Source organism: Acidimangrovimonas sediminis, from assembly GCF_002871005.1.
GTDB classification, from domain to species: Bacteria; Pseudomonadota; Alphaproteobacteria; order Rhodobacterales; family Rhodobacteraceae; genus Acidimangrovimonas; species Acidimangrovimonas sediminis.
This window is the reverse complement of record NZ_PHSN01000021.1, coordinates 1-22,532: the sequence shown is the minus strand read 5'-3', so window position 1 is coordinate 22,532 and position 22,532 is coordinate 1. Positions and strand designations below refer to the sequence as shown.

Here is a 22,532-nt window from a genome sequence, read left to right as displayed (position 1 = left end):
TCCCGGAGGCGGCGGGAGAGGCGCGTGGTGGAGCCACCGGCGGAGCATCACGACGTTTTCGTTTGAATCCCTGCCGGTCCGCCCCCTATAGTACGGGGTCATGAAGGAAAGGCGAGACGTCATGGTCGAGACCGTCACCCGGGCCGCAGGCGCCGCGACGGAGGCTGCACACCGGGCACATGAGCGCGGGGCCGACTGGCTGTCCGGGGCGGGATTGCGCCCGACGCGGCAGCGTCTGTCGCTGGCCGCGCTGCTCATCGGAGACGGCAAGAACCGCCATGTGACCGCGGAAAGCCTGTACGACGCCGCCCGCGCTGCGGGCGAGAAAGTGTCGCTGGCCACGGTCTACAACACGCTGCGCGCCTTCTGCCGCGCGGGGCTGATGAACGAGATCACGGTCGACGGCACCAAGAGCCATTTCGACACCCGGACCGACGACCATCCGCATTTCTACTGGGAAGACGAGAACCGCCTGAGCGACGCCCCGGCCGACAACCTGCGCATCGAGGGCCTGCCCGAGGCGCCGGACGGCACCGTGGTCAGCCATGTCGACGTGGTGATCCGGCTGCGCAAGGCCTGAGCACGGCGCGTTCGGCTGACGTGGTGCCCGCAAGGGGGGCACACGCCCGCGCCCCTGTGGAGTATTTTCGCCAAGATGAAGGGCGGGCTTGGCGGCGCGCGTCACAGTGTCAGGCGCTTGTGGATCCTGTCGACCCTCGTTCCATCGCCGAGCGGGGCGGCGGGGGTGATGTCGAAGTCCGCGAACCCCATGCGGCTGTAATAGGCAAGGCCCCCCACGTTGTCGGCGCGGATCGTGGCGTTGAGACCTATGAGCCCCTCGGCCACGGCCCGGGCGCGGGTGGCAGCGAAAAGTGCGCCGCCGATGCCGCGCCGGGTGCTGCCGCGGCGCGCGAAGGTCGCCATGTCGCCCCAGCCTTCGGGCAGGTCGTGGCCGCGGCCGACCGACTGGAACCCCGCCAGCGTGCCCTCGGCGGCAAGGGCCACGTGGCAGAACAGCGCCTCGGGCGGGTGCAGGAACCACCGGCCCAGCGCCTCGGGCGTCAGTTCGTCGGTGATAGCCGTGGTGCCGCCGGCGCGGACGATCGCGTTCAGCAGGGCCGCCATGTCGCCCAGGTCGGCGGGCGCAGCGGGGCGGATCGTCAGGTCCTGCGGGTCTAGAACCACTGGCCCGGCTCCATCAGCCCAAGGTCCATCAGCTGCTTGGAATGCCACTGGAACGGGATCGAGTTGTGCCACCGGAAGGTGGGGATGTCGAAGGTCGACCCCGGGTTGGTCTTGAGCGCCTTGGCGGTGCGGAACGAGGCGATCGCCGCGGTGATGTTGTGGTGCCAGGGGCAGGCGTAGGTATTGTATTCCTCGTCGTCGAAGGTGTGGTCGGGGCGCAGGTGCAACCCCTTCTTCGCCCGGAACAGCGCGATCCGGTCGATCTTGCGCCGCGCCTTGGGAATGTGTTCCTCGAACCGCCAGCGCAGGCCGCCGAAGAAGTCGAGCTGGCGTTCCTTCGGCTCTCCGCGCCGCCCCGGGTCGCGGCGCGCGAGCGCGTAATAGCCGGTCCTGTCCATCATCGCCTCCTCGAGAGAGACGGCGTTGTGATGGCGCCCGAGGTCGCCGGCGTAGAGGTCGACGACATAGGTCAGCACCGCGTCACGCCGCTCCTCGGTGTGGAAGGCCAGCATCTCGCGGATGTTACGGGTCTCGCAGAACGGGTGGAACAGGTACTCGGCGTTGTAGCAATAGTACAGCCAGATGCCCGGCGCCTGCTCGATCACCCGGTTCACCGCCGCGACCAGCGCCCCCTCGCCGTAGACGTCGTAGGGGATGCGGTGCACCTTGCCCGAGATCTTCAGCGCGAAGTCGACGCCTTCGGGGCAGAATACCAGCACCTCCTCGAAGCCCGCGTCGAGGTTGTGGCGGACACAGGAGTTCACCTCGATCCGGTCCTCGGCGAAGACCAGCGCGACCGGGCCGGCGGACAGCGCGTCCCTGCCCTTGAGAAAGAAATCGTCCAGCCCCGCGTAATCCACGCCGCCGCTCCTGCCCTGCCCGTTTTCCGTTGTCGGGCAGGGTCGGTGAAGGCGGAGTGTATTGCAAGGGGCGTAGAGGTCGTTTCGGCGCCTACCTCCCCCCCGACGAGCGCCGGTCGCAGCCTCCCTGCCCGGGGTTGCCCCTGCGCCACGGCGCCTGTGCCACGCTCCCGTCCGGCAGCCCCCGCTGCCCCGCAGTTCCCGCCCCAATTCCTGCCGAAGATTGCACCGGGGCGCCCGTTGCGCTACGACGCCGGCTGCAATTCCATGTGACGGCCCGGCGCGGCCCCAGGAGCGGTGCGATGACCGATCAGCCCCAGACCGACAGCAAGCCCAAGAAGCTGTTCATCAAGACCTACGGTTGCCAGATGAACGTCTACGACAGCGAGCGCATGGCCGAAGCCATGGGGGCGGAGGGCTATGTCACGACCGAAGTGGCGGAAGAGGCCGACATGGTGCTCCTCAACACCTGTCACATCCGCGAGAAGGCGGCCGAGAAGGTCTATTCCGACCTGGGCCGCCTGCGCCCGCTGAAGGCCGCCAAACCCGACCTGAAGATCGGCGTCGCCGGCTGCGTGGCGCAGGCCGAGGGGGCGGAGATCCTCGAGCGGATGCCGCTCGTCGACCTGGTCGTCGGACCGCAGAGCTATCACCGCCTGCCGGCGATGGCGAAGGCCGCAGGCGAAGGGCGGAAATCCGTCGACACCGATTTCCCGGCCGAGGACAAGTTCGACCACCTGCCGACCCGGGACCTGCCCAAGCGCGGTCCCACGGCCTTTCTGACGGTGCAGGAGGGCTGCGACAAGTTCTGCGCCTTCTGCGTCGTCCCCTACACCCGGGGCGCCGAGGTCTCGCGCCCGGCGGAGCGGATCCTGACCGAAGCGCGCGCGCTGGTCGACCGCGGCGTGCGCGAGATCACGCTGCTGGGCCAGAACGTCAACGCCTATCACGGCCACGACGGCGGCCTCGGCGGGCTGGTGCGGGACCTCGCGCGGATCGAGGGGCTGGCGCGGATCCGCTACACCACCTCACATCCGAACGACATGGACGAGGCCCTGATCGCCGCCCATGGCGAGGAGCCCAAGCTGATGCCCTACCTGCACCTGCCGGTGCAATCGGGCAGCGACCGGATCCTCAAGGCGATGAACCGCAAGCACACGGCCGAGGCCTACCTGCGGCTGGTCGAGAAGATCCGCGCGGCGCGGCCCGACATCCTGCTGACCTCGGATTTCATCGTGGGGTTCCCGGGCGAGACGGATGAGGATTTCGAGGCCACGATGGATCTGATCCGGGCGGTGGGCTACGGCGCCGCATTCTCGTTCAAGTATTCCTCGCGGCCGGGCACGCCCGCGGCGGAACGCGCCCCGGTGGCAGCCGAGGTGGCCGATGAGCGGCTGCAGCGGCTGCAGGCCCTTCTGACCGAGCAGCAGCGCGCCGCGCAGACCGCGATGGTCGGGCGCGAGGTCGAGGTGCTGATCGAGAAACCGGGCCGCCTGCCGGGCCAGATGGTGGGCAAGTCGGGCCACCTGCATGCGGTCGCGCTCAGCCACCCCGATGCCCGCCCCGGAGCTCTCGGTCGCGTGAGAATCACCGCCTCGAATCCGAATTCCCTTGCCGGCGAATGGCTTGGCGCCTGATCCTCGCGTAAAGCGTGGCAATTCACCCCAGAGGCGAGTTCTTCCGCCCAGCCTCGACAATCGCCGCGCGAGCCGACCAGTGTCCCGCGTGGAGACACAATATTTGGTGAATCTTCTTCCGAGATACCCCTAATTTTGCTAGACTTGAGTATATTGAGTGTGTGACGATTTCGCCGGCCAACATATCAGGGTGAGTGTGTGTGGCTGATGAGTGTAGGGGGCGTGGCAGCTATGATTACCAGAAGACTTCGTTTCGGCCTGGCCGGGCTCGCGACGGCTGCGGCATGCGCCGCCGTCGCCTTGGCCGTTTCCGGCGGTGCGGCGGTGGCCGGCGGCACGCCGGGTCCGTTCAACCCCTCCGGCAAGGGCATGCCGGCACCGGGCGCGCGCAGCACCGTTGCCGCCAAGCCCGAGACCCGGACCGGGGAGATCTACATCCCGACGATCTGGATCGATCCCGACGGGTGCGAGCACTGGGCGATGGACGACGGCGCCGAGGGCTACATGGACATCCGGCTGACCCGCGACGGCAAGCCGGTCTGCCACCGCACCAACACCTGCGCGGTGATCAACAGCGACCAGCTGTTCGCCACCGACAGCTCGCGCATCTCGGCCGAGGGTCGGCGCAAGTTGCAGCAGTTCTTCACCCAGGCCAATGCCTTCTCCTACAATATCAACGGCCACACCGACAGCCGTGCCTCGGATGCCTACAACATGGGCCTGTCCAAGCGCCGGGCCGAGGCGGTGGCGACGGTCGCCCGCTCGGTCGGTGCGCGGATCGCGACGGTGCGCTGGTACGGTGAGCGTGAGCCCCTGGTGCCCAACACCTCGGCACACAACATGCAGCTGAACCGCCGCGTCGAAATTCAATGCATCCGCTGAGGGGACAGGACATGAAGAACGCGATCAAACTTCTCGCCCTGCTTGCCGTCCCCGCCGTGCTGTCGGCCTGCGACGAAACCGTCGCCATGCCGCAGGACAAGGGCGTCGACCGCGGCTGGATCGGCCACAAGCACCTGAGCCAGCTGAAAGCCGGGATCTGGGTCGACCCGACCGGCTGCGATCACTGGATCATCGACGATGGCGTCGAGGGCTACCTCTCGGCGCGGCTCGACAAGTACGGCAAGCCGGTCTGTTCGGGCATTGCGCCGCCGAACGTCGCCACCGGCCCGTTCAAGGCGGGCGAGGACATCTCGGACCCGACCCGCGCGAACGAGCGGGTGACCTACACGCGCTGAGCCGGCGCTCAGAGCGCCCCTCCCCAACGGGGCCGTCAGCACCAGACCATCACGACGCCCGGGCCCCGCGCCCGGGCGTTCGCATTGGAGCGCCAAAACTCTTCCAAGAGTTTTGCAAATTCCTTCGAAGGAATTTGGCGCGCGCGGCGGCGGGCGACTCGCCCCGGGCGACGGGCGCGCTATCTCGGGCCGGAGAGAGGCGGTGCCGGTCCGTCTTCGGCCCCCCTCTTGGGCGGAAAAATCCCGTCGTTGCGCAATCCTGCGCCGGATGTGTTACAGCCTCGTCAATTTTGCCAACTACCACTTGCGTCATCACCCCGTCGGCCCCACCATACCTGTACGGGCCGGACGCCCCGGCCCGAGCGAGAGGAGACCTTGTTGGGCATCAGCGCGCTGCACCCCCCGACCGTTCCGGAAGACGTTCAGGAAACGCTTCTGGAGTTCCCCGACAATCGCCTGCTGATCGGCCTGTGCGGTGAGTTCGACCGCAATCTGGCGCAGATCGAGCATCGCCTCGCCATCCAGATCGTTCGGCGGGGCAACCAGCTCGCCGTGATCGGCCCCGGCGCCGCCCGCACGCAGGCCTCGGTGGTGCTGCGCGCGCTTTACGCGCGGCTCGAGGCCGGGCGCACGGTGGAGGCGGGCGATATCGACGCCGAGATCCGCATGGGCGATTCGATGTTCGACGCCCCGAAGGCCGAAGGCGGCGACAGCCAGCTGGAGATGTTCCAGGGTGGCCGGGTCGAGATCCGGACCCGCAAGAAGATCGTCGAGCCCCGGACCGAGGCGCAGAAGGCCTATGTCAAGGCGCTCTACGCCAACGAGCTGGGCTTCGGCATCGGGCCTGCTGGCACGGGCAAGACCTATCTCGCCGTCGCGGTAGGCGTCTCGATGCTGATCGGCGGGCATGTCGACAAGATCCTTCTGTCGCGCCCGGCCGTCGAGGCGGGCGAGCGTCTGGGCTTTCTGCCCGGCGACATGAAGGAGAAGGTCGATCCCTACATGCAGCCGCTCTACGACGCGCTGAACGACTTCCTGCCCGCCAAGCAGGTGCAGAAGATGCTCGAGGAAAAGCAGATCGAGATCGCGCCGCTGGCCTTCATGCGGGGGCGGACGCTGTCGAACGCCTTCGTCGTGCTGGACGAGGCGCAGAACGCCACCTCGATGCAGATGAAGATGTTCCTCACGCGTCTGGGCGAAGGCAGCCGCATGGTGATCACCGGCGACCGCACCCAGGTCGACCTCCCGCGCGGCATGGCCTCGGGGCTGGCCGAGGCGGAGCGGATCCTGAACGGCGTGAAGGGCGTGACCTTCAACTATTTCACCTCGAAGGACGTGGTGCGCCACCCGCTGGTCGCCCGCATCATCGAGGCCTATGAGAAAGCCGAGGCCTGACCCGTGTCCCCGCCCCGCGGCAGCATGCCCCGGGGCGGGCCGGAAGATCGGGGCGGGTCGAACAGGTTGGACGGTCGGCGCCGGGCCGCCGATCCCGCCGCCTCCGGGCCTGCTCGGACGCGGATTTCCCTCGCGACCGGGCGGTCGGCGGTGTATCGCGGCGCCCATGACGCAGGATAGCCGGGCATGATGGACCAGATCGCAGAGTATTCCGGGCAGGCGATGCTCGACATCGCGTTCGAGGATTCCCGCTGGGAAGACTTCGGCCTTGCGGCGCTTGCGGGTCCGGCGGTCGCGGCGACCCTTGCCGCGGTCGGCCTCGACGCCGAGGAGGCGGAGGCCACCCTGCTCGCCTGCGATGACGCGCGAATTGCTGGCCTGAACGCCGAATTCCGGGACAAGCCCACGCCTACGAACGTGCTGTCCTGGCCCGCGGAGGAGCGCGCGGCCGAGGCCCCGGGCACCGTCCCCGCCCTGCCCGCGCCCGACGTCTTCGGCACGCTGGAGCTGGGGGACATGGCGATCGCCTGGGAGACCTGCGCGCGCGAGGCGCTTGAGCAGGGAAAGCCGATGGCCGATCACGTCACCCATCTCGTCGTTCACGCAACCTTGCATCTTCTGGGGTACGATCACGTCGACGACGAAGATGCGGCGTTGATGGAAGGTCGTGAAGTCGCGATACTTGCAACCCTGGGCATCGCGGACCCATATGGGACCGGCTAGGGTCACGCGGCGGCGCGCGCCCAGGCAGGAGCCGCCTTCGCCGGCGCCATCTTCGCGGGCACCATGCCCGGCAGGGCGCGCGGCGGGACGGATCGAGACGGACAGAGACCAGTTGGAAAGGAACGATGGACAGTAGCAGCGAGGGATCTAGGGCAGCGCAACGCGCGCAGGACCTGGACCAGACCGAACAGCCGGGCTTTTTCAGCCGCCTGTTCTCCGTCCTCTCCCCGAGTGATACGAGTACCGAGCCGGAGGCCGATCACGGCCCCGCGCAGGGCACCACGTCCCAGCCGGTGACCTTCGGCATTTCGAACCTGCGCCGGATGCGGGTCGACGACGTCGCCATCCCCAAGGCCGAGATCGCGGCCGTTCCCGTCGAGATCGGCAAGGAAGAGCTGGTCGAGGTGTTCCGCGAACACGGCTATTCCCGCCTTCCGGTCTACAAGGGCACGCTCGACAAGCCGCTGGGCCTCGTGCTGCTCAAGGACCTCGCGCTGACCTACGGTTTCGGCAATGGCGGCGGGCGGTTCAGCCTGCGCAAGCTGCTTCGCCCCGTGCTTTATGCGCCGCCCTCGATGCCCGTGGGCGTTCTGCTGCAGAAGATGCAGAAGGAGCGGGTGCACATGGCTCTCGTGATCGACGAATACGGCGGCGTCGACGGTCTGGTAACGATCGAGGACCTGATCGAGACGGTGATCGGCGAGATCGAGGATGAACACGACGAGGCGTCCGACGCCTTCTGGCAGGCCGAGAAACCGGGTGTCTACATCGCCCAGGCCCGCGCCCCGCTCGCCGATTTCGAGGCCGAGACCGGCGTCGACCTCGGCGTCGAGGGCGAGGAGGAGGAAGAGGTCGACACGCTGGGCGGCCTCGTCTTCCTGATGTGCGGCCGCGTGCCTGCCCGGGGCGAGGTGATCCGCCACGAGAGCGGGGTGGAATTCGAGGTGGTCGATGCCGACCCGCGCCGTATCAAGCGGCTTCGGATCCGTCTGCCCGGCACCTCGCGCGCGCCGGTGCCGCATCCCGCGGCCGGGGCCGGAGCCGCCGAGACGTCGGAACCCGAGAAGATGGCGGCGAAGGGCGGCTGAATGCGTCTACCCGAGGTGTTGAAGGCGCCGGCGCGCCCCGCGGGCCGCGCCCTTCTCGGCGCGGCTGCGCTTGGCGCGCTGGCCGCGCTGGGGCAGGCCCCGCTGGGGTTCTGGTGGGCCACCCTCGCTGCGCTTGCGCTGCTGACGGCGTGGGTCGCGCGGGCCCCGTCGGTCGCTCGGGCAGTATGGATCGGTTGGTTCGCCGGTGCCGGCATGTTCGGCACCGCGATGTACTGGATCGTCGATCCGTTCCTGGTGGACCCCGCGCGCGACCTCTGGATGGCGCCCTTCGCCTGGCTGTTCCTGAGCTTCGGCATGGCGCTTTTCTGGGCGCTGGCGGCGGGTGTCGGGCGCTGGCTGGGGCGCGGTGCGGCGGGCCGGGCGATCGGCTTCGCACTTGCGCTGGCGGGAACGGACCTGCTGCGCACCTACCTTTTCACCGGCTTGCCCTGGGCATTGGTCGGGCATGTCTGGGTGGGCACCTGGCTTGCGCAGGCGGATATCTTCCTCGGGCCGGTGGGCCTGTCGCTGATGACCACGCTGGCCGCCGCGCTGCCCGCCGCGCTGGGGCGGGTGCGCGGTACGGCGGTTTCCGCGGTGGGGCTGGTGGCGGTCGCGGGCTTCGGCGCCTGGCGGGTAAGCCAGCCGATCCCCCCGCGCGCGACACCGATCGAGGTGCGGCTGATCCAGCCCAACGCCACCCAGTCGCAGAAATGGAACCCGAAGATGCAATACGTCTTCTGGGAGCGCCTTCTGAAGGCCACCGCCGCGCCCGTCGCCAAGGGCCGGCCACCGCTGGACCTGATCGTCTGGCCCGAGACCTCGGCGCCGTTCCTTCTGAACGACCCCGGCGCCGGCCTCGACATGATCGCCGAGGCCGCGCAGGGCGTGCCGGTGGCCTTCGGCGTGCAGCGCGGCGCGGGGCAACGGTATTACAACAGCCTCGCCGTGATGGACCACAAGGGCGATATCGAGGCGATCTACGACAAGCATCACCTCGTCCCCTTCGGCGAATACGTCCCCTACGGCGACCTGCTAGCGAAGGTGGGCGTGAGCGCCTTCGCCGCGCAGGAGGGCAACGGCTACACCCCGGGATCCGGCCCCGCGGTGCTCGACCTCGGGCCGAAGATCGGCAAGGTGCTGCCGCTGATCTGCTACGAGGCGATCTTTCCCGCCGACCTGCTGAACGCGCCGGGACGGGCCGACTGGATCCTGCAGGTGACGAACGATGCCTGGTTCGGCAACTTCGCGGGCCCCTACCAGCACCTCGCCCAGACCCGCCTGCGCGCGATCGAGGAGGGTCTGCCCTTCCTGCGCGCCGCCAACACCGGGGTCACGGCGGTGATCGACCCCTACGGCCGCGTGCTGAAATCGCTGCCGCTGAACACTCAGGGCATGATCGAGGCATCGGTGCCCGGCGCGCTCGCCCCGCCGCCCTATACCCGCTGGGGCGACTGGCCGGTGCTCTGGCTGATCCTTGCCGGTCTCGCGGGGGTCGCGCTGATCGGGCGGCGCGGGCAACGGGCCACTTGAAACGATCCTGGCGCGGTCCGTGAGAGGCGCGGCCCGTCGGAAGCTGGCCGATCCCCTGGCGGATCCCGGCGCGCCGCGCCCGACCTGCTGCCGGGTTTCCGGGCAGTCGACGTGGCACATCGGCCCACCCGTTGCGAACAGAACACGAATGTCGTTGACCCTGCCCGATCAGGGGTCTAGCCATGCTCCACTGACCGTCACAACGGCTTCCTGGCGTGGCGGCGAAACCCCAATGGAGCACTTTAATGTCCAGACTCGACTATATCTTCACCTCGGAATCCGTTTCCGAGGGGCACCCTGACAAGGTCTGCGACCGCATTTCGGATGCCGTTCTCGACGCCTTCCTGGCCGAGGATCCCCATTCGCGCGTCGCCTGCGAGACCTTCGCCACCACCGACCGCGTGGTGATCGGCGGCGAGGTGCGCGGCCCCGGCAGCGTCATCGAACGCGTCGAGGACATCGCCCGCGACTGCGTCAAGGACATCGGATACGAGCAGGACGGATTTCACTGGGCCAACCTCAAGGTCGACAGCTACCTGCACGCCCAATCGGCCGACATCGCCCAGGGCGTCGACGCGGCCGACAACAAGGATGAAGGTGCCGGCGACCAGGGCATCATGTTCGGCTATGCCACCGACGAGACCGAGGCGCTGATGCCGGCGCCGATCCAGTATGCCCACAAGATCCTGCGCCGCCTGACGGACGCGCGCAAATCCGGCGAGGCGCCGCAGCTTGGCCCCGACGCCAAGTCGCAGCTGTCGATCCGCTACGAGGGCGGCGTGCCGAAGGAGATCACCTCGCTCGTGCTCTCGACCCAGCACCTCGACGCCTCGATGACCTCGGACGACGTGCGCCAGCTGGTGAACCCCTTCATCCTCGAGGTTCTGCCCGAGGGCTGGATCACCGACGCGACCGAATGGCACGTGAACCCCACGGGCAAGTTCGTGATCGGCGGGCCGGACGGTGACGCGGGCCTGACCGGCCGCAAGATCATCGTCGACACCTACGGCGGGGCCGCGCCCCACGGCGGCGGCGCCTTCTCGGGCAAGGATCCGACCAAGGTGGACCGCTCGGCCGCCTATGCGGCGCGCTACCTTGCCAAGAACGTCGTCGCGGCGGGCCTGGCCAAGCGCTGCACGCTGCAGCTGTCCTATGCCATCGGCGTGGCCAAGCCGCTGTCGGTCTATGTCGACACCTACGGCACCGGCACGGTGGACGAAGGCAAGATCGAGACCGCGCTGCGTCAGGTGATGGACCTCAGCCCGCGCGGCATCCGCACGCATCTGGAGCTGAACAAGCCGATCTACTCGCGCACCTCGGCCTATGGCCACTTCGGCCGCGTGCCCGATGCCGACGGCGGTTTCTCGTGGGAGAAGACCGACCTCGTCGACGCGCTGAAAGCGGCGGTGTAAGCCGATGGCCGGGACGGATGTATCCGGCCTGACCCAGCTCGGGGCCTCGGTCGAGGCCCCGGCAACCCCCGAGGAGGCCGTGCTCGAGCGCGTGCCTTCAGGTCATTCGGGGCAGGATTACGTGGTACGCTTCACCGCGCCGGAATTCACCTCGCTCTGCCCGATGACGGGGCAGCCGGACTTTGCCCATATCGTGATCGACTACGTGCCGGGCGAGTGGCTGGTGGAATCCAAATCGCTCAAGCTGTTCCTGACCTCGTTCCGCAACCACGGCTCGTTCCACGAGGATTGCACGATGCAGATCGCGACCCGGCTGGTCGATCTGCTGGCGCCCCGCTGGCTGCGCATCGGCGCCTATTGGTACCCGCGCGGCGGCATCCCGATCGACGTCTTCTGGCAAACCGGCACCCCGCCCGAGGGCGTCTGGATCCCCGACCAGGGCGTGCCGGGCTATCGCGGCCGGGGGTGAAATCGCGGGGTGCGTTGAAGCGCGCCCGACCTCCAGGGAGACACACCGATGACCACCGAGACCCCGCACCATGACGTGTCGTGCCATTGCGGCACGGTGAAACTGCGGGTCCGGCTGGCCGACGGCTTCAACACGATCCGCCGCTGCACCTGCTCTTACTGCCGGATGCGCGGCGCGATCGCAGTCTCGGCGAAGCTCGCCGATCTGGAGATCGTGCAGGGGGAGGAGAACCTCACCCTCTACCAGTTCGGCAGCAAGACGGCGAAGCATTACTTCTGCAAGACCTGCGGGATCTATACCCACCACCAGCGCCGCTCGGACCCGACGCAATTCGGGATCAACGTGGCCTGCATCGAGGGCGTCAGCCCCTTCGACTTCCCCGAGGTCGAGGTGACGGACGGTGTCTCGCATCCCTCTGATACCGGGGCGGGCACGCGGATCGCGGGCGTTCTGCGGTATATCCCCAACGACTGACGTCCCTCCCCCGACGCCAATCCCTTGACGGCGCGCCCGTGGCCGGTCCATACGCCGCGCCATGACCGACACACCGCCCGAAAGCCCCGCTTCCGAGGCCACGCCTGAACGGCCGTGGCGCAACTTCTATGGCCGCCGCCATGGCAAGACCCTGCGCGACAGCCAGCGGGGGTATCTCGACGAGGACCTGCGCGCCCTGTCGCCCGGCGCGGTGGAGTTCGACGAGAACCCCGAGCGCAGGCCGCTCGACCTCGGCAAGCTGTTCGGCGGCAAGCCGGTCTGGCTGGAGGTGGGCTTTGGCGGGGGCGAGCACATGGTGCACATGGCCGCCGCCTACCCCGACATAGGCATCCTGGGGTGTGAGCCCTTCATCAACGGCGTGGCGATGCTTCTGGGCAAGATCCGCCGCGCCGGGGTGGAGAACGTCTCGGTCCATCCGGGCGACGTGCGCGATCTGTTCGACGTGCTGCCGGACGGGTCGATCGCCAAGGCTTTCCTGAACTACCCCGACCCCTGGCCCAAGGCGCGCCACCACCGGCGCCGGTTCGTGACGCCCGAGCACCTCGAGCCGCTGCACCGCGTGCTTGCGCCCGGCGCGGAATTCCGCGTGGCCACCGACATCCCCGACTACGTCCGCCAGACGCTGGAAGAGGTGCCGCCTGCCGGGTTCGAACTGGTCGAGGAGGGCGGCGTGGCCTGGGGGGACTGGATCTCCACCCGCTATGAGCAGAAGGCGCTGCGCGAAGGCCGGGTGCCGCATTACCTGACGTTCCGCAGGGTCTGAGGACGGGCCGGGGGCCAGCCCCCGGACCCCCGGGATATTTTCGCTCAGAAGAAGAGGCAGGGGCGCGCCATCGCGGGCGGGGCATCTGCGAGAGGCGAATGGACGGCCCGGCTGCCCTGCGCTATCACGCCAGCGAACGAGGAAGGAGCGCCCATGTCCGGTCACGATACCCCGATCCCGATGAGTTCCCGCCGATCCGGCCCGCTGTCGGGCGTGGCCGAGGTGCCGGGCGACAAGTCGATCAGCCATCGCGCCCTGATCCTCGGCGCGATGGCGGTGGGCGAGACCCGCGTCTCTGGCCTGCTGGAAGGCGAGGACGTGCTCGATACCGCCAAGGCGATGCGCGCCTTCGGGGCCGAGGTCACGCGCACTGGGGCGGGTGCGTGGTCGGTGCATGGCGTGGGGGTCGGCGGTTTCGCCGAGCCTGCGGCGGTGATCGACTGCGGCAATTCGGGCACCGGCGTGCGGCTGATCATGGGGGCGATGGCGACGACGCCGATCACCGCCACCTTCACCGGCGACGCGAGCCTGTCGAAGCGGCCGATGGGGCGGGTGACGGATCCGCTGGCGCTGTTCGGCGCGCGGGCCTACGGGCGCGCGGGCGGGCGGTTGCCGATGACCATCGTCGGCGCGGAAAGCCCGGTGCCGGTGCGCTATGCGACGCCGGTTCCCAGCGCGCAGGTGAAATCGGCGGTGCTTCTGGCGGGGTTGAATGCGCCGGGCCGGACCGTCGTGATCGAGCGCGAAGCGACGCGGGACCATTCCGAGCGGATGCTGCGCGGCTTCGGCGCCGAGATCGCGGTCGAGGACGCGCCCGAAGGCCGGATCATCACCCTGACCGGCCAGCCCGAGCTGCGGCCCCAGACCGTGGCCGTGCCGCGCGACCCCTCCTCGGCCGCCTTCCCGGTCTGCGCCGCGCTGATCGTCGAGGGCAGCGAGATCCTGGTGCCCGGGGTCAGCCAGAACCCCACGCGCAACGGTCTTTATACCACGCTGGTGGAGATGGGCGCCGACATCACCTTCGAGGACCCGCGCGAGGAAGGCGGCGAGCCGGTGGCCGACCTCCGGGTGCGCTTCTCGGCGCTGAAGGGCGTCGAGGTGCCGCCCGAACGCGCCGCCTCGATGATCGACGAATTCCCGGTACTCTCGGTCGTGGCCGCCTGCGCCGAGGGCACCACGGTGATGCGCGGGGTCAAGGAGCTGCGCGTGAAGGAAAGCGACCGGATCGACGCCATGGCGCGTGGCCTTGAGGCCTGCGGCGTGCGCATCGAGGAGGACGAGGACACACTGATCGTCCATGGGTTGGGCGCCGGCGGCGTGCCGGGCGGGGCCACCTGCGCCAGCCACCTCGACCACCGCATCGCGATGAGCTTCCTCGTTCTCGGGCTGGCCGCGCGGAACCCGGTGAGCGTGGATGACGGTGCGCCGATCGCCACCTCCTTCCCGGTGTTCGAGGGGTTGATGACCGGGCTCGGCGCCCCCATCGTCCGGACGAACGGATAGGGCGGACGCGCGCCGCGCGGGAGTATTGGAGCCAAGATGAAGACGGAAGCGCCCCTTCATCCCGGTCAAGATACTTCCGCCGGAGGCGACCGCGCGACAGCCAGAGGGAACAGGCGGATGATCTTCACGGTGGCGATCGACGGGCCGGCGGCGGCGGGCAAGGGCACGATCAGCCGGGCGGTGGCCGAGCGCTTCGGCCTGGCCCATCTCGATACCGGCTTGCTCTACCGTGCGGTGGGGGCGATGGGGGGTGATCCGGTGGCGGCGGCGCGCGCGCTTTGCCCCGCTGACCTCGACCGAGAGGGCCTCAGGTCGCTGGAGGCGGGCCAGGCGGCGAGCCGGGTGGCGGCGATCCCCGAGGTGCGCAAGGCGCTGGTGGCGTTCCAGCGCGACTTTGCCCGCCGCGAGGGCGGCGCCGTCCTGGACGGGCGCGACATCGGTACGGTGATCTGCCCTGGCGCCGACGTGAAGCTGTTCGTCACCGCCTCGGCCGAGGTCAGGGCGCGGCGGCGATGGCTGGAGCTGGGCGGGGAGGATGCGCCGAAGCCCTATGACGCCGTGCTGGCCGAGGTGCAAGAGCGCGACGAGCGCGACATGAACCGCGCGGACGCGCCGCTGAGGCCGGCCGCGGATGCGCATCTGCTGGATACCTCCGAGCTGAGCGTCGAGGACGCGGTCAGGGCCGCCTGCGCCGAGGTGGCACGGGCGCTCGGCTGAGCGCTGCCCTGCAGGGCAATGTGGCGCAACTGTCACAATAGTTGATCCATGACATGGGCGCTCTGGGCGACTCGCCCGGAACATGCTTAGTGCACTTACTGGCAACGCATGAGATGGAGGCGTCATATGATTTCGACTTATAACGCCTTTACCGGCATGCGCCGATCGGACGATGGCAAGCGCCTGGGCGCCCACCGGTAAGTTCCGATCCGTCAGGGGCCTGACGGGCCCTCCCCTTCTACATCTCAACCACCACCGATCCTGCGTGCCAAGGCGGGGGTATTCCCTTGCCCGCGTGCGGCGGATCCCCTTCCAGAGGAGTCGGCCGCCATCGGCGCCGGTCTGCATGAAATGATCGTCAGCTTTCCGAATTCTCCCCGTGAACCGATCCCCCAACGGCCGGTGCCGCTCGACCTCGTCATCGCGCAACACGGCGCCGGCAAGGTGCTGCGTGCGGCGCTGGTCGCGCTGATCCGGCGGCGGCAACACGCGCCCCCCGTCCTGAGCGAGCACTTGCGGCGGGATATGGGGCTGCCCTACGAGCCGCCGCCACCGCCGCCGCCGAACTATCCGCTGTTGCGTTGATCCCGCAGGGGGGCCGAGGCCCCCCTCACCCCGTGGCCTCTTCCCCGTGGACCCTTCCCCGCGGCCGGGCCCGGCTGGACATTGCGCCGGGCGGGCCCATCTTCAGTCTCATGTCGCGTATGCTCTCGGTCCTTCTTTTGCTGGCGCTGCCGGCACTCGTCGCGCCTTCCACCGCGCGGGCAGAGGTACCGGTGCGCCCTCTGCCGGGCGTCTTGTGGAACCATGCTGGCCTGCCGGCGGTCTTTCCGCTGGTGGTGAAGACCAGCCCGGGGCGCGACCTTTACCTCACCCTCACCGACCGAGAGGGCAAGGCGGTGATGGGCGCCTACCTCCGGGCCGGAAAGATGTTCCGCATCCTCGTGCCGAAGGGCGATCTGACCCTGTCCTTCGCGTCGGGGCCCGGCAGCTGGCTTGGCAGGGAAAAGCTCTTCGGTCCGGGCACGACGTGGCGGCGCCTGCCCGCACCGCTGTTCTTCGGGGTCACGGGGTTCGGGCGGAAATCCGGCCAGATCGTCGACCTGCGCGGCGCTGCCACAATGACCGAGGCTGCGGCAGGCGCGCGGGCGCAGGTGATCTGCCAGGACTACCGCCTCGAGCCGAACTCGTTGCTGCACAGCCCCCCTGCCCGGCCCGGCGCACCTGTGCCGCGCGCCCTGCCCCCGGTCGCGGGCGATCCCGACGATCCGGGCGCGCCCGGCCCGGTGCCACGCTATCACACCAACACCCGGGTCTGCGGCTAGCCCGCCGGCGCCCGCTTCGCTCCCGCGCGGTGGCGTGGTGGGGTCCGACGTGGCCCTGATGCGGGTTCCGGAACGGCCATGGCCCCTTCTCCCCTTGCTTCGCGGGCGGAATCTGCGTATAGACGCCCCCGTCAAGAAGGCGAGAACGCCACGAAGGACATGCGGGCAGGGTCGGAACCACACTCCGGCCCTTTGTCGTTTGTCCGGTCCTCCCGCCCCAAGGGCATTCACAAGAGACCGGCGGAGCCAACCGCCCGGCCAGCAACAACGCAAAAGGAAACTGAACACTGATGAGCGCCAAAGCGTCCATGGAGGAATTCGAAGCCCTCCTGCAAGAAAGCTTCGAGATCGACACGCCGGACGAAGGTTCGGTTGTCAAAGGCCGGGTCATCGCCATCGAGGCGGGTCAGGCCATCATCGACGTCGGCTACAAGATGGAAGGCCGCGTCGACCTCAAGGAATTCGCGAACCCGGGCGAAGCGCCCGAGATCGAAGTCGGCGATGAAGTCGAGGTCTACCTCGACCGCGTCGAGAACGCCCGTGGCGAGGCTGTCATCAGCCGTGACAAGGCCCGCCGCGAAGAAGCCTGGGATCGCCTGGAAAAAGCCTACGCCAACGAGGACCGCGTCGAAGGCGCCATCTTCGGCCGCGTCAAGGGCGGCTTCACCGTCGATCTCGGCGGCGCCGTGGCCTTCCTTCCCGGGTCGCAGGTCGATGTCCGCCCCGTGCGCGACGCCGGCCCGCTCATGGGCATGAAGCAGCCGTTCCAGATCCTCAAGATGGACCGTCGCCGCGGCAACATCGTTGTCTCGCGCCGCGCCATCCTGGAAGAAAGCCGCGCCGAACAGCGCGCCGAGGTCATCGCGAACCTCAGCGAAGGCCAGACCGTCGAAGGCGTCGTCAAGAACATCACCGAATACGGTGCGTTCGTCGACCTGGGCGGCGTTGACGGCCTGCTGCACGTCACCGACATGGCGTGGCGCCGCGTGAACCACCCGTCCGAGATCCTGTCGATCGGCGAGACCGTGAAGGTCCAGGTCATCAAGATCAACAAGGAAACCCACCGCATCTCGCTTGGCATGAAGCAGCTGCAGGCGGATCCGTGGGACGCGGTCGAGGGCAACTACCCGATCGGCACCGTGCACAAGGGCCGGGTCACCAACATCACCGACTACGGCGCATTCGTCGAGCTGGAGCCGGGTGTCGAGGGCCTCGTCCACGTGTCCGAGATGTCCTGGACCAAGAAGAACGTCCACCCCGGCAAGATCGTTTCGACGAGCCAGGAAGTCGACGTCATGGTCCTGGAAATCGACAGCGCCAAGCGCCGCGTTTCGCTGGGTCTCAAGCAGACCATGCGCAACCCGTGGGAGCTGTTCGCGGAATCGCATCCGTCGGGCACGCAGATCGAGGGCGAGGTCAAGAACATCACCGAATTCGGTCTGTTCGTGGGTCTCGACAACGACATCGACGGCATGGTGCACCTCTCCGACCTGAGCTGGGATCAGCGCGGCGAAGAGGCGATCCAGAACTACCGCAAGGGCGACATCGTCAAGGCGGTCGTTACCGAAGTCGACACCGACAAGGAGCGTATCTCGCTCTCGATCAAGGCGCTCGGCGACGACACGTTCACCGATGCGGTCGACGGCGTGAAGCGCGGCTCGATCATCACCGTCACCGTGACGGCGATCGAGGATGGCGGGATCGAGGTGGAATACAACGGCATGAAGTCGTTCATCCGCCGCTCGGACCTGTCGCGCGACCGTTCGGAGCAGCGCCCCGAGCGCTTCCAGGTCGGCGATCACGTCGATGTGCGCGTGACCAACGTGGACTCGAAGACCCGCCGCCTCGGCCTCTCGATCAAGGCGCGCGAGATCGCCGAAGAGAAGGAAGCCGTGGAACAGTACGGCTCGTCCGACTCGGGCGCCTCGCTGGGCGACATCCTTGGCGCCGCGCTCAAAGGCGATCGCTGAGACCGGGCAATTTTCCGGCACGACACAGGACGGCCCCGCGCATCCCGCGCGGGGCCGTTCCCGTTTCAGGAAACGCCCCACCTCTCCGCCCACCGTACCGCGGGGGTTTCACACCCCCGCACCCCCGTGGGATATTTCCGCTCAGAAGAAGGCACATCCTTCTCTTCTTCTGAGCGGAAATATCCCGGGGGTCCGGGGGCAGCGCCCCCGGCGACCGCCAGGGCGCGCGCCGCAGGCGCCCTTCGGCCAGGCAATCGGTGACAGGCGAATCATCCTCTGCGCGATGTTCGTGGCGTGGCGGGGCAGCGCGGGCGGGTGGGCGAAACCGGGGCGGCGGGCGCCCGGGCGGCGCGGAATGACATCATCGTGCCCGCTCCCACTGTGGAAAACCGCGCCATTCCAAGGGCTTTTCGGTTTGTCCCCGTGCAATTTCTGCCTATAGTCAGGGCACAACAAGTGGCGTGAAGAGCCTGAGCCCGGAGAGGCCCACAGGGGGATATAGAATGATCCGTTCTGAACTGATTCAGAAGATCGCCGACGACAATCAGCATCTCTACCAGCGCGACGTCGAAAAGATCGTGAACACGATCTTCGAGGAGATCATCTCGGCGCTCGCCCGGGGCGACCGGGTCGAGCTTCGCGGGTTCGGCGCGTTTTCGGTCAAGGAACGCGGTGCGCGGACCGGCCGCAACCCGCGCACCGGAGAGGCCGTCGACGTGGATGAGAAGTCGGTACCTTTCTTCAAGACCGGCAAGCTGCTACGCGACAGGCTGAACGGCAAGGAAACCGACTGAACCCATGCGCTATGTCCGCTATCTCGTCCTCGTCCTGATCGGGCTGTGCCTGCTGCTGATCGCCTCGGCGAACCGCGGCATGGTAAGCCTGCAGCTGCTGCCCGGAGAGTTCGTCCCCTACGTCGGGCGCAACTGGCAGGTCGGGGTTCCGCTCTACCTCGTGATCTTCGCGGCGGTGGCGGTGGGAGTGTTCCTCGGCTTCGTCTGGGAATGGCTGCGCGAGCACAAGCACCGCAAGGTCGCCGCGCGCTCGACCAGGCAGGCGAAGCAGCTCAGCCGCGAGGTCGAGAAGCTGAAGCCGACCGAGAAGGACGAGGTTCTCGCGCTGATCGAGAAGGACAAGCCGGCCGCCTGAGGCGCCCCTGACGGAGGCGACCTGACGGATCACGGCGCAGATGGCTGCGTCGGATTTCGCGTATTTGAAGAACAATGAAGGGGCGATTCAGCGCAGGCCGAGTTCGGCCAGCGCTGCGGCGAGTTCGGGGGGCAGGTCGTCGTCGGCGGCGCGCATCGCGGGCAGGTCGCGCGGGGCATCCGCCGGATCGAGGTAGCGCCAGCCCTGGAACGGGCGCCGCGGTGCCGGGGCGGTGCGGATCACCTGCGGGTCGAGCACGAGGGCGCAGCGGCGGATGCCGTCGGCGCCGATGCGTTCCTCGAGCCCCGTGATGCGCTGCCGCGCGCCAATCGTGCCCTTGAACACCCAGTAGAGCGATCCGCCCGCCAACACCTCGGCCTCGCGCTTGGGCCACATTCGGGTGACATGTGCGAGCGGCTGGCCCGGGTTCTCGGCCATGCGCCGTGCCTGCCAGTCGAGCAGGTCCTCGACCGCCTCGGCGCCAACGCAGAGTTTCAGAAGATTGACGTATTCGGCCATTACCACACCCCTCGGCCTTCGATATAGCGCGCCGCGGGCAAGGGCAATGCGTGGACCGCGCTGGCATCGGGGGCGCCGAGGCGCGGCGGCGCCGTGTCGCCGGCCCCGGAAAGGGAACGCCGGGAGGATGCGCAAAACTGCCCCAGACACCTACACCTTGCGTTGACCCCGGCGGATACCGGGCTTATCTTGAATGTCCTTGCGCCGGAGACGGCGCCGGAACCAGCCCCCTCCCCGACCTGTCAGCCCAAGGATGCCCCGATGACCCGTTTCTCCGCCCCCATTGCCGAGCAGATCTGGGACATGAAATACCGTTTCAAGGACGAGGCCGGGCAGCCGATCGACGCGACGGTCGAGGATAGCTGGCGCCGCATCGCCCGCTCTCTCGCCTCGGTGGAGGCGGATCCGGCAACCTGGGAGGAGCGGTTCTACCACGCGCTCGAAGACTTCAAGTACCTGCCCGCGGGCCGCATCACCGCGGGCGCCGGCACCGGCCGGGCGGTTACGTTGTTCAACTGCTTCGTCATGGGAACCATCCCCGACACCATGGCCGGCATCTTCGACATGCTGAAGGAGGCCGCGCTGACCATGCAGCAGGGCGGCGGCATCGGATATGACTTCTCGACCATCCGGCCGCGCGGGGCCGAGGTGAAGGGCGTGGCGGCCGATGCCTCCGGCCCGCTCAGCTTCATGGATGTCTGGGATGCGATGTGCCGCACCATCATGTCCGCCGGCTCGCGCCGCGGCGCGATGATGGCGACGATGCGCTGCGACCACCCCGATATCGAGGCCTTCATCGAGGCCAAGCGCGACCCCGCGCGCCTGCGGATGTTCAACCTGTCGGTGCTGGTGACCGACGCCTTCATGGAGGCGGTGAAGGCCGACGGCCCGTGGGAGCTGACCTTCGGCGACAAGGTCTACCACACGGTCGAGGCCCGAGACCTGTGGAACAAGATCATGCGCTCGACCTACGATTATGCCGAGCCGGGCGTGATCTTCATCGACCGCATCAACAAGATGAACAACCTGTCCTATGCCGAGACGATCGCCGCCACCAACCCCTGCGGCGAGCAGCCTCTGCCGCCCTATGGCGCCTGCCTGCTGGGCTCGATCAACCTTGCGCGGCTGGTGACGCAGCCGTTCGAGGACGGCGCCGGGATCGACGACAAGGTGCTGGACGATCTGGTGACCATGGCGATCCGGATGATGGACAACGTGGTCGATGCGTCCAACTTCCCCCTGCCCCAGCAGGCCGAGGAAGCCGCCAACAAGCGCCGCATCGGCCTTGGCGTCACCGGCCTTGCCGATGCCCTGCTGATGGTCGGCCTGCGCTATGGCTCCCCCGAGGCGGCCGCCAAGACCGAGGAGTGGATGAAGCGCATCGCGCGCGCCTCGTACCTCGCCTCGGTCGAGTTGGCGAAGGAGAAGGGCGCCTTTGCGCTGTTCGATGCCGACAAGTACCTAGCCACCGGCAACATGCTGCAGATGGATGACGACGTGCGCGCGGCGATCGCCGAGCACGGCATCCGCAACGCCCTGCTGACCTCGATCGCGCCGACGGGGACGATCTCGCTCTACGCCGGCAACGTGTCGTCGGGGATCGAGCCGGTCTTTGCCTATGCCTACACCCGCAAGGTGCTGCAGAAGGACGGCAGCCGGACCGAGGAAGAGGTGGTCGATTACGCCGTGCAGATGTGGCGCGACCTGAAGGGCGACGCCCCCCTGCCCGAGCATTTCGTCAACGCCCAGACGCTGGCGCCGATGGATCACGTCCGCATGCAGGCCGCGGCGCAGAAGTGGATCGATTCCTCGATCTCGAAGACGATCAACTGCCCCGAGGATATCTCCTTCGAGGCGTTCAAGGAGGTCTACCTCGAGGCCTACGAGACCGGCTGCAAGGGCTGCACGACCTACCGCCCGAACGACGTGACCGGGTCGGTCCTGTCGGTGTCGGAGAAGACCGAGGCCGCCCCCGAGGCCGACGAGGGCGCCGATGTGGTCTACCTGTCCGATCCGCTCGACCGTCCGCATTCGCTGGAGGGCAACACCTACAAGCTCAAGTGGCCGGGGTCGGAGCACGCGATCTACATCACGATCAACGACATCATCATCGCCGGCCACCGGCGGCCCTTCGAGGTGTTCATCAACTCGAAGAACATGGAGCATTATGCCTGGACCGTCGCGCTGACGCGGATGATCTCGGCGGTGTTCCGGCGCGGCGGCGACGTGAGTTTCGTGGTCGAGGAGCTGAAGGCGGTCTTCGACCCCCGTGGCGGCGCCTGGATGACGGGCAAGTACATCCCGTCGATCCTGGCGGCGATCGGCGGTGTGATCGAGGGTCACCTGATCTCGATCGGCTTCATTGAGGGCGAAGGGATGGGCCTCAAGTCCGACCCGCAGGCCGAGGTCATGGCCGTCGGCGACCGCCCACGCGGCCCGGCCTGCTCCTCCTGCGGCAGCTACGACATGCGGATGGTGGAAGGCTGCATGACCTGCGCGAGCTGCGGGTATTCGAAGTGCGGGTGATGAGGGTTGAGCTGGGCGTTTTGTT

The 22,532-nt window shown here is 68.1% G+C and carries 23 protein-coding genes and 1 riboswitch; of the genes, 20 read left to right on the top strand and 3 right to left on the bottom strand.

Features of this window, described 5'->3' with window-relative positions; genetic code table 11:
* The first annotated feature begins 121 nt into the window (after window positions 1–121).
* Complete coding sequence (gene irrA, locus CVV76_RS18315; RefSeq protein ID WP_233193017.1) at window positions 122–580, top strand: iron response transcriptional regulator IrrA; 459 nt, start codon at window positions 122–124, stop codon at window positions 578–580.
* 101 nt (window positions 581–681) lie between these two features.
* On the opposite strand, the gene CVV76_RS18310 is transcribed toward irrA, so the two are convergent.
* Entirely contained in the window at window positions 682–1,185 is a 504-nt protein-coding gene (locus CVV76_RS18310; RefSeq protein ID WP_233193016.1) for a GNAT family N-acetyltransferase, read from the bottom strand.
* Entirely contained in the window at window positions 1,176–2,045 is an 870-nt protein-coding gene (locus CVV76_RS18305; RefSeq protein WP_102226135.1) for a hypothetical protein, read from the bottom strand. Before CVV76_RS18305 ends, CVV76_RS18310 begins: the two co-directional genes overlap by 10 nt.
* A gap of 302 nt (window positions 2,046–2,347) precedes the next feature.
* Here CVV76_RS18305 and miaB point away from each other — a divergent pair, with 302 nt between their 5' ends.
* The 18 genes from miaB to CVV76_RS18215 all read left to right on the top strand — a co-directional run bounded on the left by miaB (window position 2,348) and on the right by CVV76_RS18215 (window position 19,462).
* Complete coding sequence (gene miaB / locus CVV76_RS18300; RefSeq protein WP_102226134.1) at window positions 2,348–3,682, top strand: tRNA (N6-isopentenyl adenosine(37)-C2)-methylthiotransferase MiaB; 1,335 nt, start codon at window positions 2,348–2,350, stop codon at window positions 3,680–3,682.
* A gap of 231 nt (window positions 3,683–3,913) precedes the next feature.
* Window positions 3,914–4,564, top strand: coding sequence for an OmpA family protein (locus CVV76_RS18295; protein WP_408607892.1), 651 nt, complete (start codon window positions 3,914–3,916; stop codon window positions 4,562–4,564).
* An 11-nt stretch (window positions 4,565–4,575) separates the two neighbouring features.
* On the top strand, window positions 4,576–4,920 hold the full coding sequence (locus CVV76_RS18290; RefSeq protein ID WP_102226133.1) for a hypothetical protein: 345 nt from the start codon (window positions 4,576–4,578) through the stop codon (window positions 4,918–4,920).
* A 378-nt stretch (window positions 4,921–5,298) separates the two neighbouring features.
* The gene (locus CVV76_RS18285) at window positions 5,299–6,315 is read left to right on the top strand and encodes a PhoH family protein (RefSeq protein ID WP_102226132.1); all 1,017 of its coding nucleotides are present in this window, start codon (window positions 5,299–5,301) and stop codon (window positions 6,313–6,315) included.
* Between the two features lie 186 nt (window positions 6,316–6,501).
* Window positions 6,502–7,038 carry an rRNA maturation RNase YbeY gene (gene ybeY / locus CVV76_RS18280; protein WP_233193015.1) on the top strand — a complete coding sequence of 179 codons (537 nt, stop codon included), beginning with the start codon at window positions 6,502–6,504 and terminating at the stop codon, window positions 7,036–7,038.
* A 125-nt stretch (window positions 7,039–7,163) separates the two neighbouring features.
* On the top strand, window positions 7,164–8,126 hold the full coding sequence (locus CVV76_RS18275) for a transporter associated domain-containing protein (RefSeq protein WP_102226131.1): 963 nt from the start codon (window positions 7,164–7,166) through the stop codon (window positions 8,124–8,126).
* A complete protein-coding gene (gene lnt, locus CVV76_RS18270; RefSeq protein WP_102226130.1) occupies window positions 8,127–9,659 on the top strand; it encodes an apolipoprotein N-acyltransferase in 1,533 nt (510 codons plus the stop codon).
* 191 nt (window positions 9,660–9,850) lie between these two features.
* Window positions 9,851–9,899: riboswitch (SAM-SAH riboswitch) on the top strand.
* Between the two features lie 5 nt (window positions 9,900–9,904).
* A complete protein-coding gene (metK, locus tag CVV76_RS18265; RefSeq protein WP_102226129.1) occupies window positions 9,905–11,071 on the top strand; it encodes a methionine adenosyltransferase in 1,167 nt (388 codons plus the stop codon).
* A 4-nt stretch (window positions 11,072–11,075) separates the two neighbouring features.
* On the top strand, window positions 11,076–11,540 hold the full coding sequence (queF, locus tag CVV76_RS18260; protein WP_102226128.1) for a preQ(1) synthase: 465 nt from the start codon (window positions 11,076–11,078) through the stop codon (window positions 11,538–11,540).
* 48 nt (window positions 11,541–11,588) lie between these two features.
* The gene (locus CVV76_RS18255) at window positions 11,589–12,014 is read left to right on the top strand and encodes a GFA family protein (RefSeq protein ID WP_102226127.1); all 426 of its coding nucleotides are present in this window, start codon (window positions 11,589–11,591) and stop codon (window positions 12,012–12,014) included.
* Window positions 12,015–12,075: 61 nt separating this feature from the next.
* Entirely contained in the window at window positions 12,076–12,798 is a 723-nt protein-coding gene (gene trmB, locus CVV76_RS18250) for a tRNA (guanine(46)-N(7))-methyltransferase TrmB (protein ID WP_102226126.1), read from the top strand.
* A gap of 153 nt (window positions 12,799–12,951) precedes the next feature.
* Window positions 12,952–14,301: a 3-phosphoshikimate 1-carboxyvinyltransferase gene (aroA, locus tag CVV76_RS18245; RefSeq protein WP_102226125.1), complete on the top strand. Its 1,350-nt coding sequence runs from the start codon at window positions 12,952–12,954 to the stop codon at window positions 14,299–14,301.
* Window positions 14,302–14,418: 117 nt separating this feature from the next.
* On the top strand, window positions 14,419–15,018 hold the full coding sequence (locus CVV76_RS18240) for a (d)CMP kinase (protein ID WP_102226124.1): 600 nt from the start codon (window positions 14,419–14,421) through the stop codon (window positions 15,016–15,018).
* A 351-nt stretch (window positions 15,019–15,369) separates the two neighbouring features.
* Complete coding sequence (locus CVV76_RS18235; protein WP_102226123.1) at window positions 15,370–15,603, top strand: hypothetical protein; 234 nt, start codon at window positions 15,370–15,372, stop codon at window positions 15,601–15,603.
* A gap of 119 nt (window positions 15,604–15,722) precedes the next feature.
* Window positions 15,723–16,343, top strand: a complete 621-nt coding sequence (locus CVV76_RS18230; protein WP_102226122.1) for a hypothetical protein — start codon at window positions 15,723–15,725, stop codon at window positions 16,341–16,343.
* 290 nt (window positions 16,344–16,633) lie between these two features.
* Entirely contained in the window at window positions 16,634–18,313 is a 1,680-nt protein-coding gene (gene rpsA / locus CVV76_RS18225; protein ID WP_102226121.1) for a 30S ribosomal protein S1, read from the top strand.
* Window positions 18,314–18,816: 503 nt separating this feature from the next.
* Window positions 18,817–19,107 (top strand): integration host factor subunit beta, encoded by a 291-nt coding sequence (gene ihfB, locus CVV76_RS18220; RefSeq protein ID WP_102226120.1) that lies wholly within the window; start codon window positions 18,817–18,819, stop codon window positions 19,105–19,107.
* Between the two features lie 4 nt (window positions 19,108–19,111).
* Entirely contained in the window at window positions 19,112–19,462 is a 351-nt protein-coding gene (locus CVV76_RS18215; RefSeq protein WP_102226119.1) for a LapA family protein, read from the top strand.
* An 87-nt stretch (window positions 19,463–19,549) separates the two neighbouring features.
* Here the strand turns inward: CVV76_RS18215 and CVV76_RS18210 are convergent, their stop codons facing one another.
* Window positions 19,550–19,981, bottom strand: a complete 432-nt coding sequence (locus tag CVV76_RS18210; RefSeq protein WP_102226118.1) for a DUF1489 family protein — start codon at window positions 19,979–19,981, stop codon at window positions 19,550–19,552.
* A 261-nt stretch (window positions 19,982–20,242) separates the two neighbouring features.
* Between CVV76_RS18210 and CVV76_RS18205 the strand changes: the two genes are divergently transcribed.
* Window positions 20,243–22,507: an adenosylcobalamin-dependent ribonucleoside-diphosphate reductase gene (locus tag CVV76_RS18205; RefSeq protein WP_102226117.1), complete on the top strand. Its 2,265-nt coding sequence runs from the start codon at window positions 20,243–20,245 to the stop codon at window positions 22,505–22,507.
* Window positions 22,508–22,532: the final 25 nt, after the last annotated feature.

Bases quoted from the DNA above. Each gene is read 5' to 3' on its own strand.
- irrA (WP_233193017.1), top strand. From the start codon at position 122: ATGGTCGAGACCGTCACCCGGGCCGCAGGCGCCGCGACGGAGGCTGCA.
- miaB (WP_102226134.1), top strand. From the start codon at position 2,348: ATGACCGATCAGCCCCAGACCGACAGCAAGCCCAAGAAGCTGTTCATC.
- CVV76_RS18295 (WP_408607892.1), top strand. From the start codon at position 3,914: ATGATTACCAGAAGACTTCGTTTCGGCCTGGCCGGGCTCGCGACGGCT.
- CVV76_RS18290 (WP_102226133.1), top strand. From the start codon at position 4,576: ATGAAGAACGCGATCAAACTTCTCGCCCTGCTTGCCGTCCCCGCCGTG.
- ybeY (WP_233193015.1), top strand. From the start codon at position 6,502: ATGATGGACCAGATCGCAGAGTATTCCGGGCAGGCGATGCTCGACATC.
- CVV76_RS18275 (WP_102226131.1), top strand. From the start codon at position 7,164: ATGGACAGTAGCAGCGAGGGATCTAGGGCAGCGCAACGCGCGCAGGAC.
- lnt (WP_102226130.1), top strand. From the start codon at position 8,127: ATGCGTCTACCCGAGGTGTTGAAGGCGCCGGCGCGCCCCGCGGGCCGC.
- metK (WP_102226129.1), top strand. From the start codon at position 9,905: ATGTCCAGACTCGACTATATCTTCACCTCGGAATCCGTTTCCGAGGGG.
- queF (WP_102226128.1), top strand. From the start codon at position 11,076: ATGGCCGGGACGGATGTATCCGGCCTGACCCAGCTCGGGGCCTCGGTC.
- CVV76_RS18255 (WP_102226127.1), top strand. From the start codon at position 11,589: ATGACCACCGAGACCCCGCACCATGACGTGTCGTGCCATTGCGGCACG.
- trmB (WP_102226126.1), top strand. From the start codon at position 12,076: ATGACCGACACACCGCCCGAAAGCCCCGCTTCCGAGGCCACGCCTGAA.
- aroA (WP_102226125.1), top strand. From the start codon at position 12,952: ATGTCCGGTCACGATACCCCGATCCCGATGAGTTCCCGCCGATCCGGC.
- CVV76_RS18240 (WP_102226124.1), top strand. From the start codon at position 14,419: ATGATCTTCACGGTGGCGATCGACGGGCCGGCGGCGGCGGGCAAGGGC.
- CVV76_RS18235 (WP_102226123.1), top strand. From the start codon at position 15,370: ATGATCGTCAGCTTTCCGAATTCTCCCCGTGAACCGATCCCCCAACGG.
- CVV76_RS18230 (WP_102226122.1), top strand. From the start codon at position 15,723: ATGCTCTCGGTCCTTCTTTTGCTGGCGCTGCCGGCACTCGTCGCGCCT.
- rpsA (WP_102226121.1), top strand. From the start codon at position 16,634: ATGAGCGCCAAAGCGTCCATGGAGGAATTCGAAGCCCTCCTGCAAGAA.
- ihfB (WP_102226120.1), top strand. From the start codon at position 18,817: ATGATCCGTTCTGAACTGATTCAGAAGATCGCCGACGACAATCAGCAT.
- CVV76_RS18215 (WP_102226119.1), top strand. From the start codon at position 19,112: ATGCGCTATGTCCGCTATCTCGTCCTCGTCCTGATCGGGCTGTGCCTG.
- CVV76_RS18210 (WP_102226118.1), bottom strand. From the start codon at position 19,981: ATGGCCGAATACGTCAATCTTCTGAAACTCTGCGTTGGCGCCGAGGCG.
- CVV76_RS18205 (WP_102226117.1), top strand. From the start codon at position 20,243: ATGACCCGTTTCTCCGCCCCCATTGCCGAGCAGATCTGGGACATGAAA.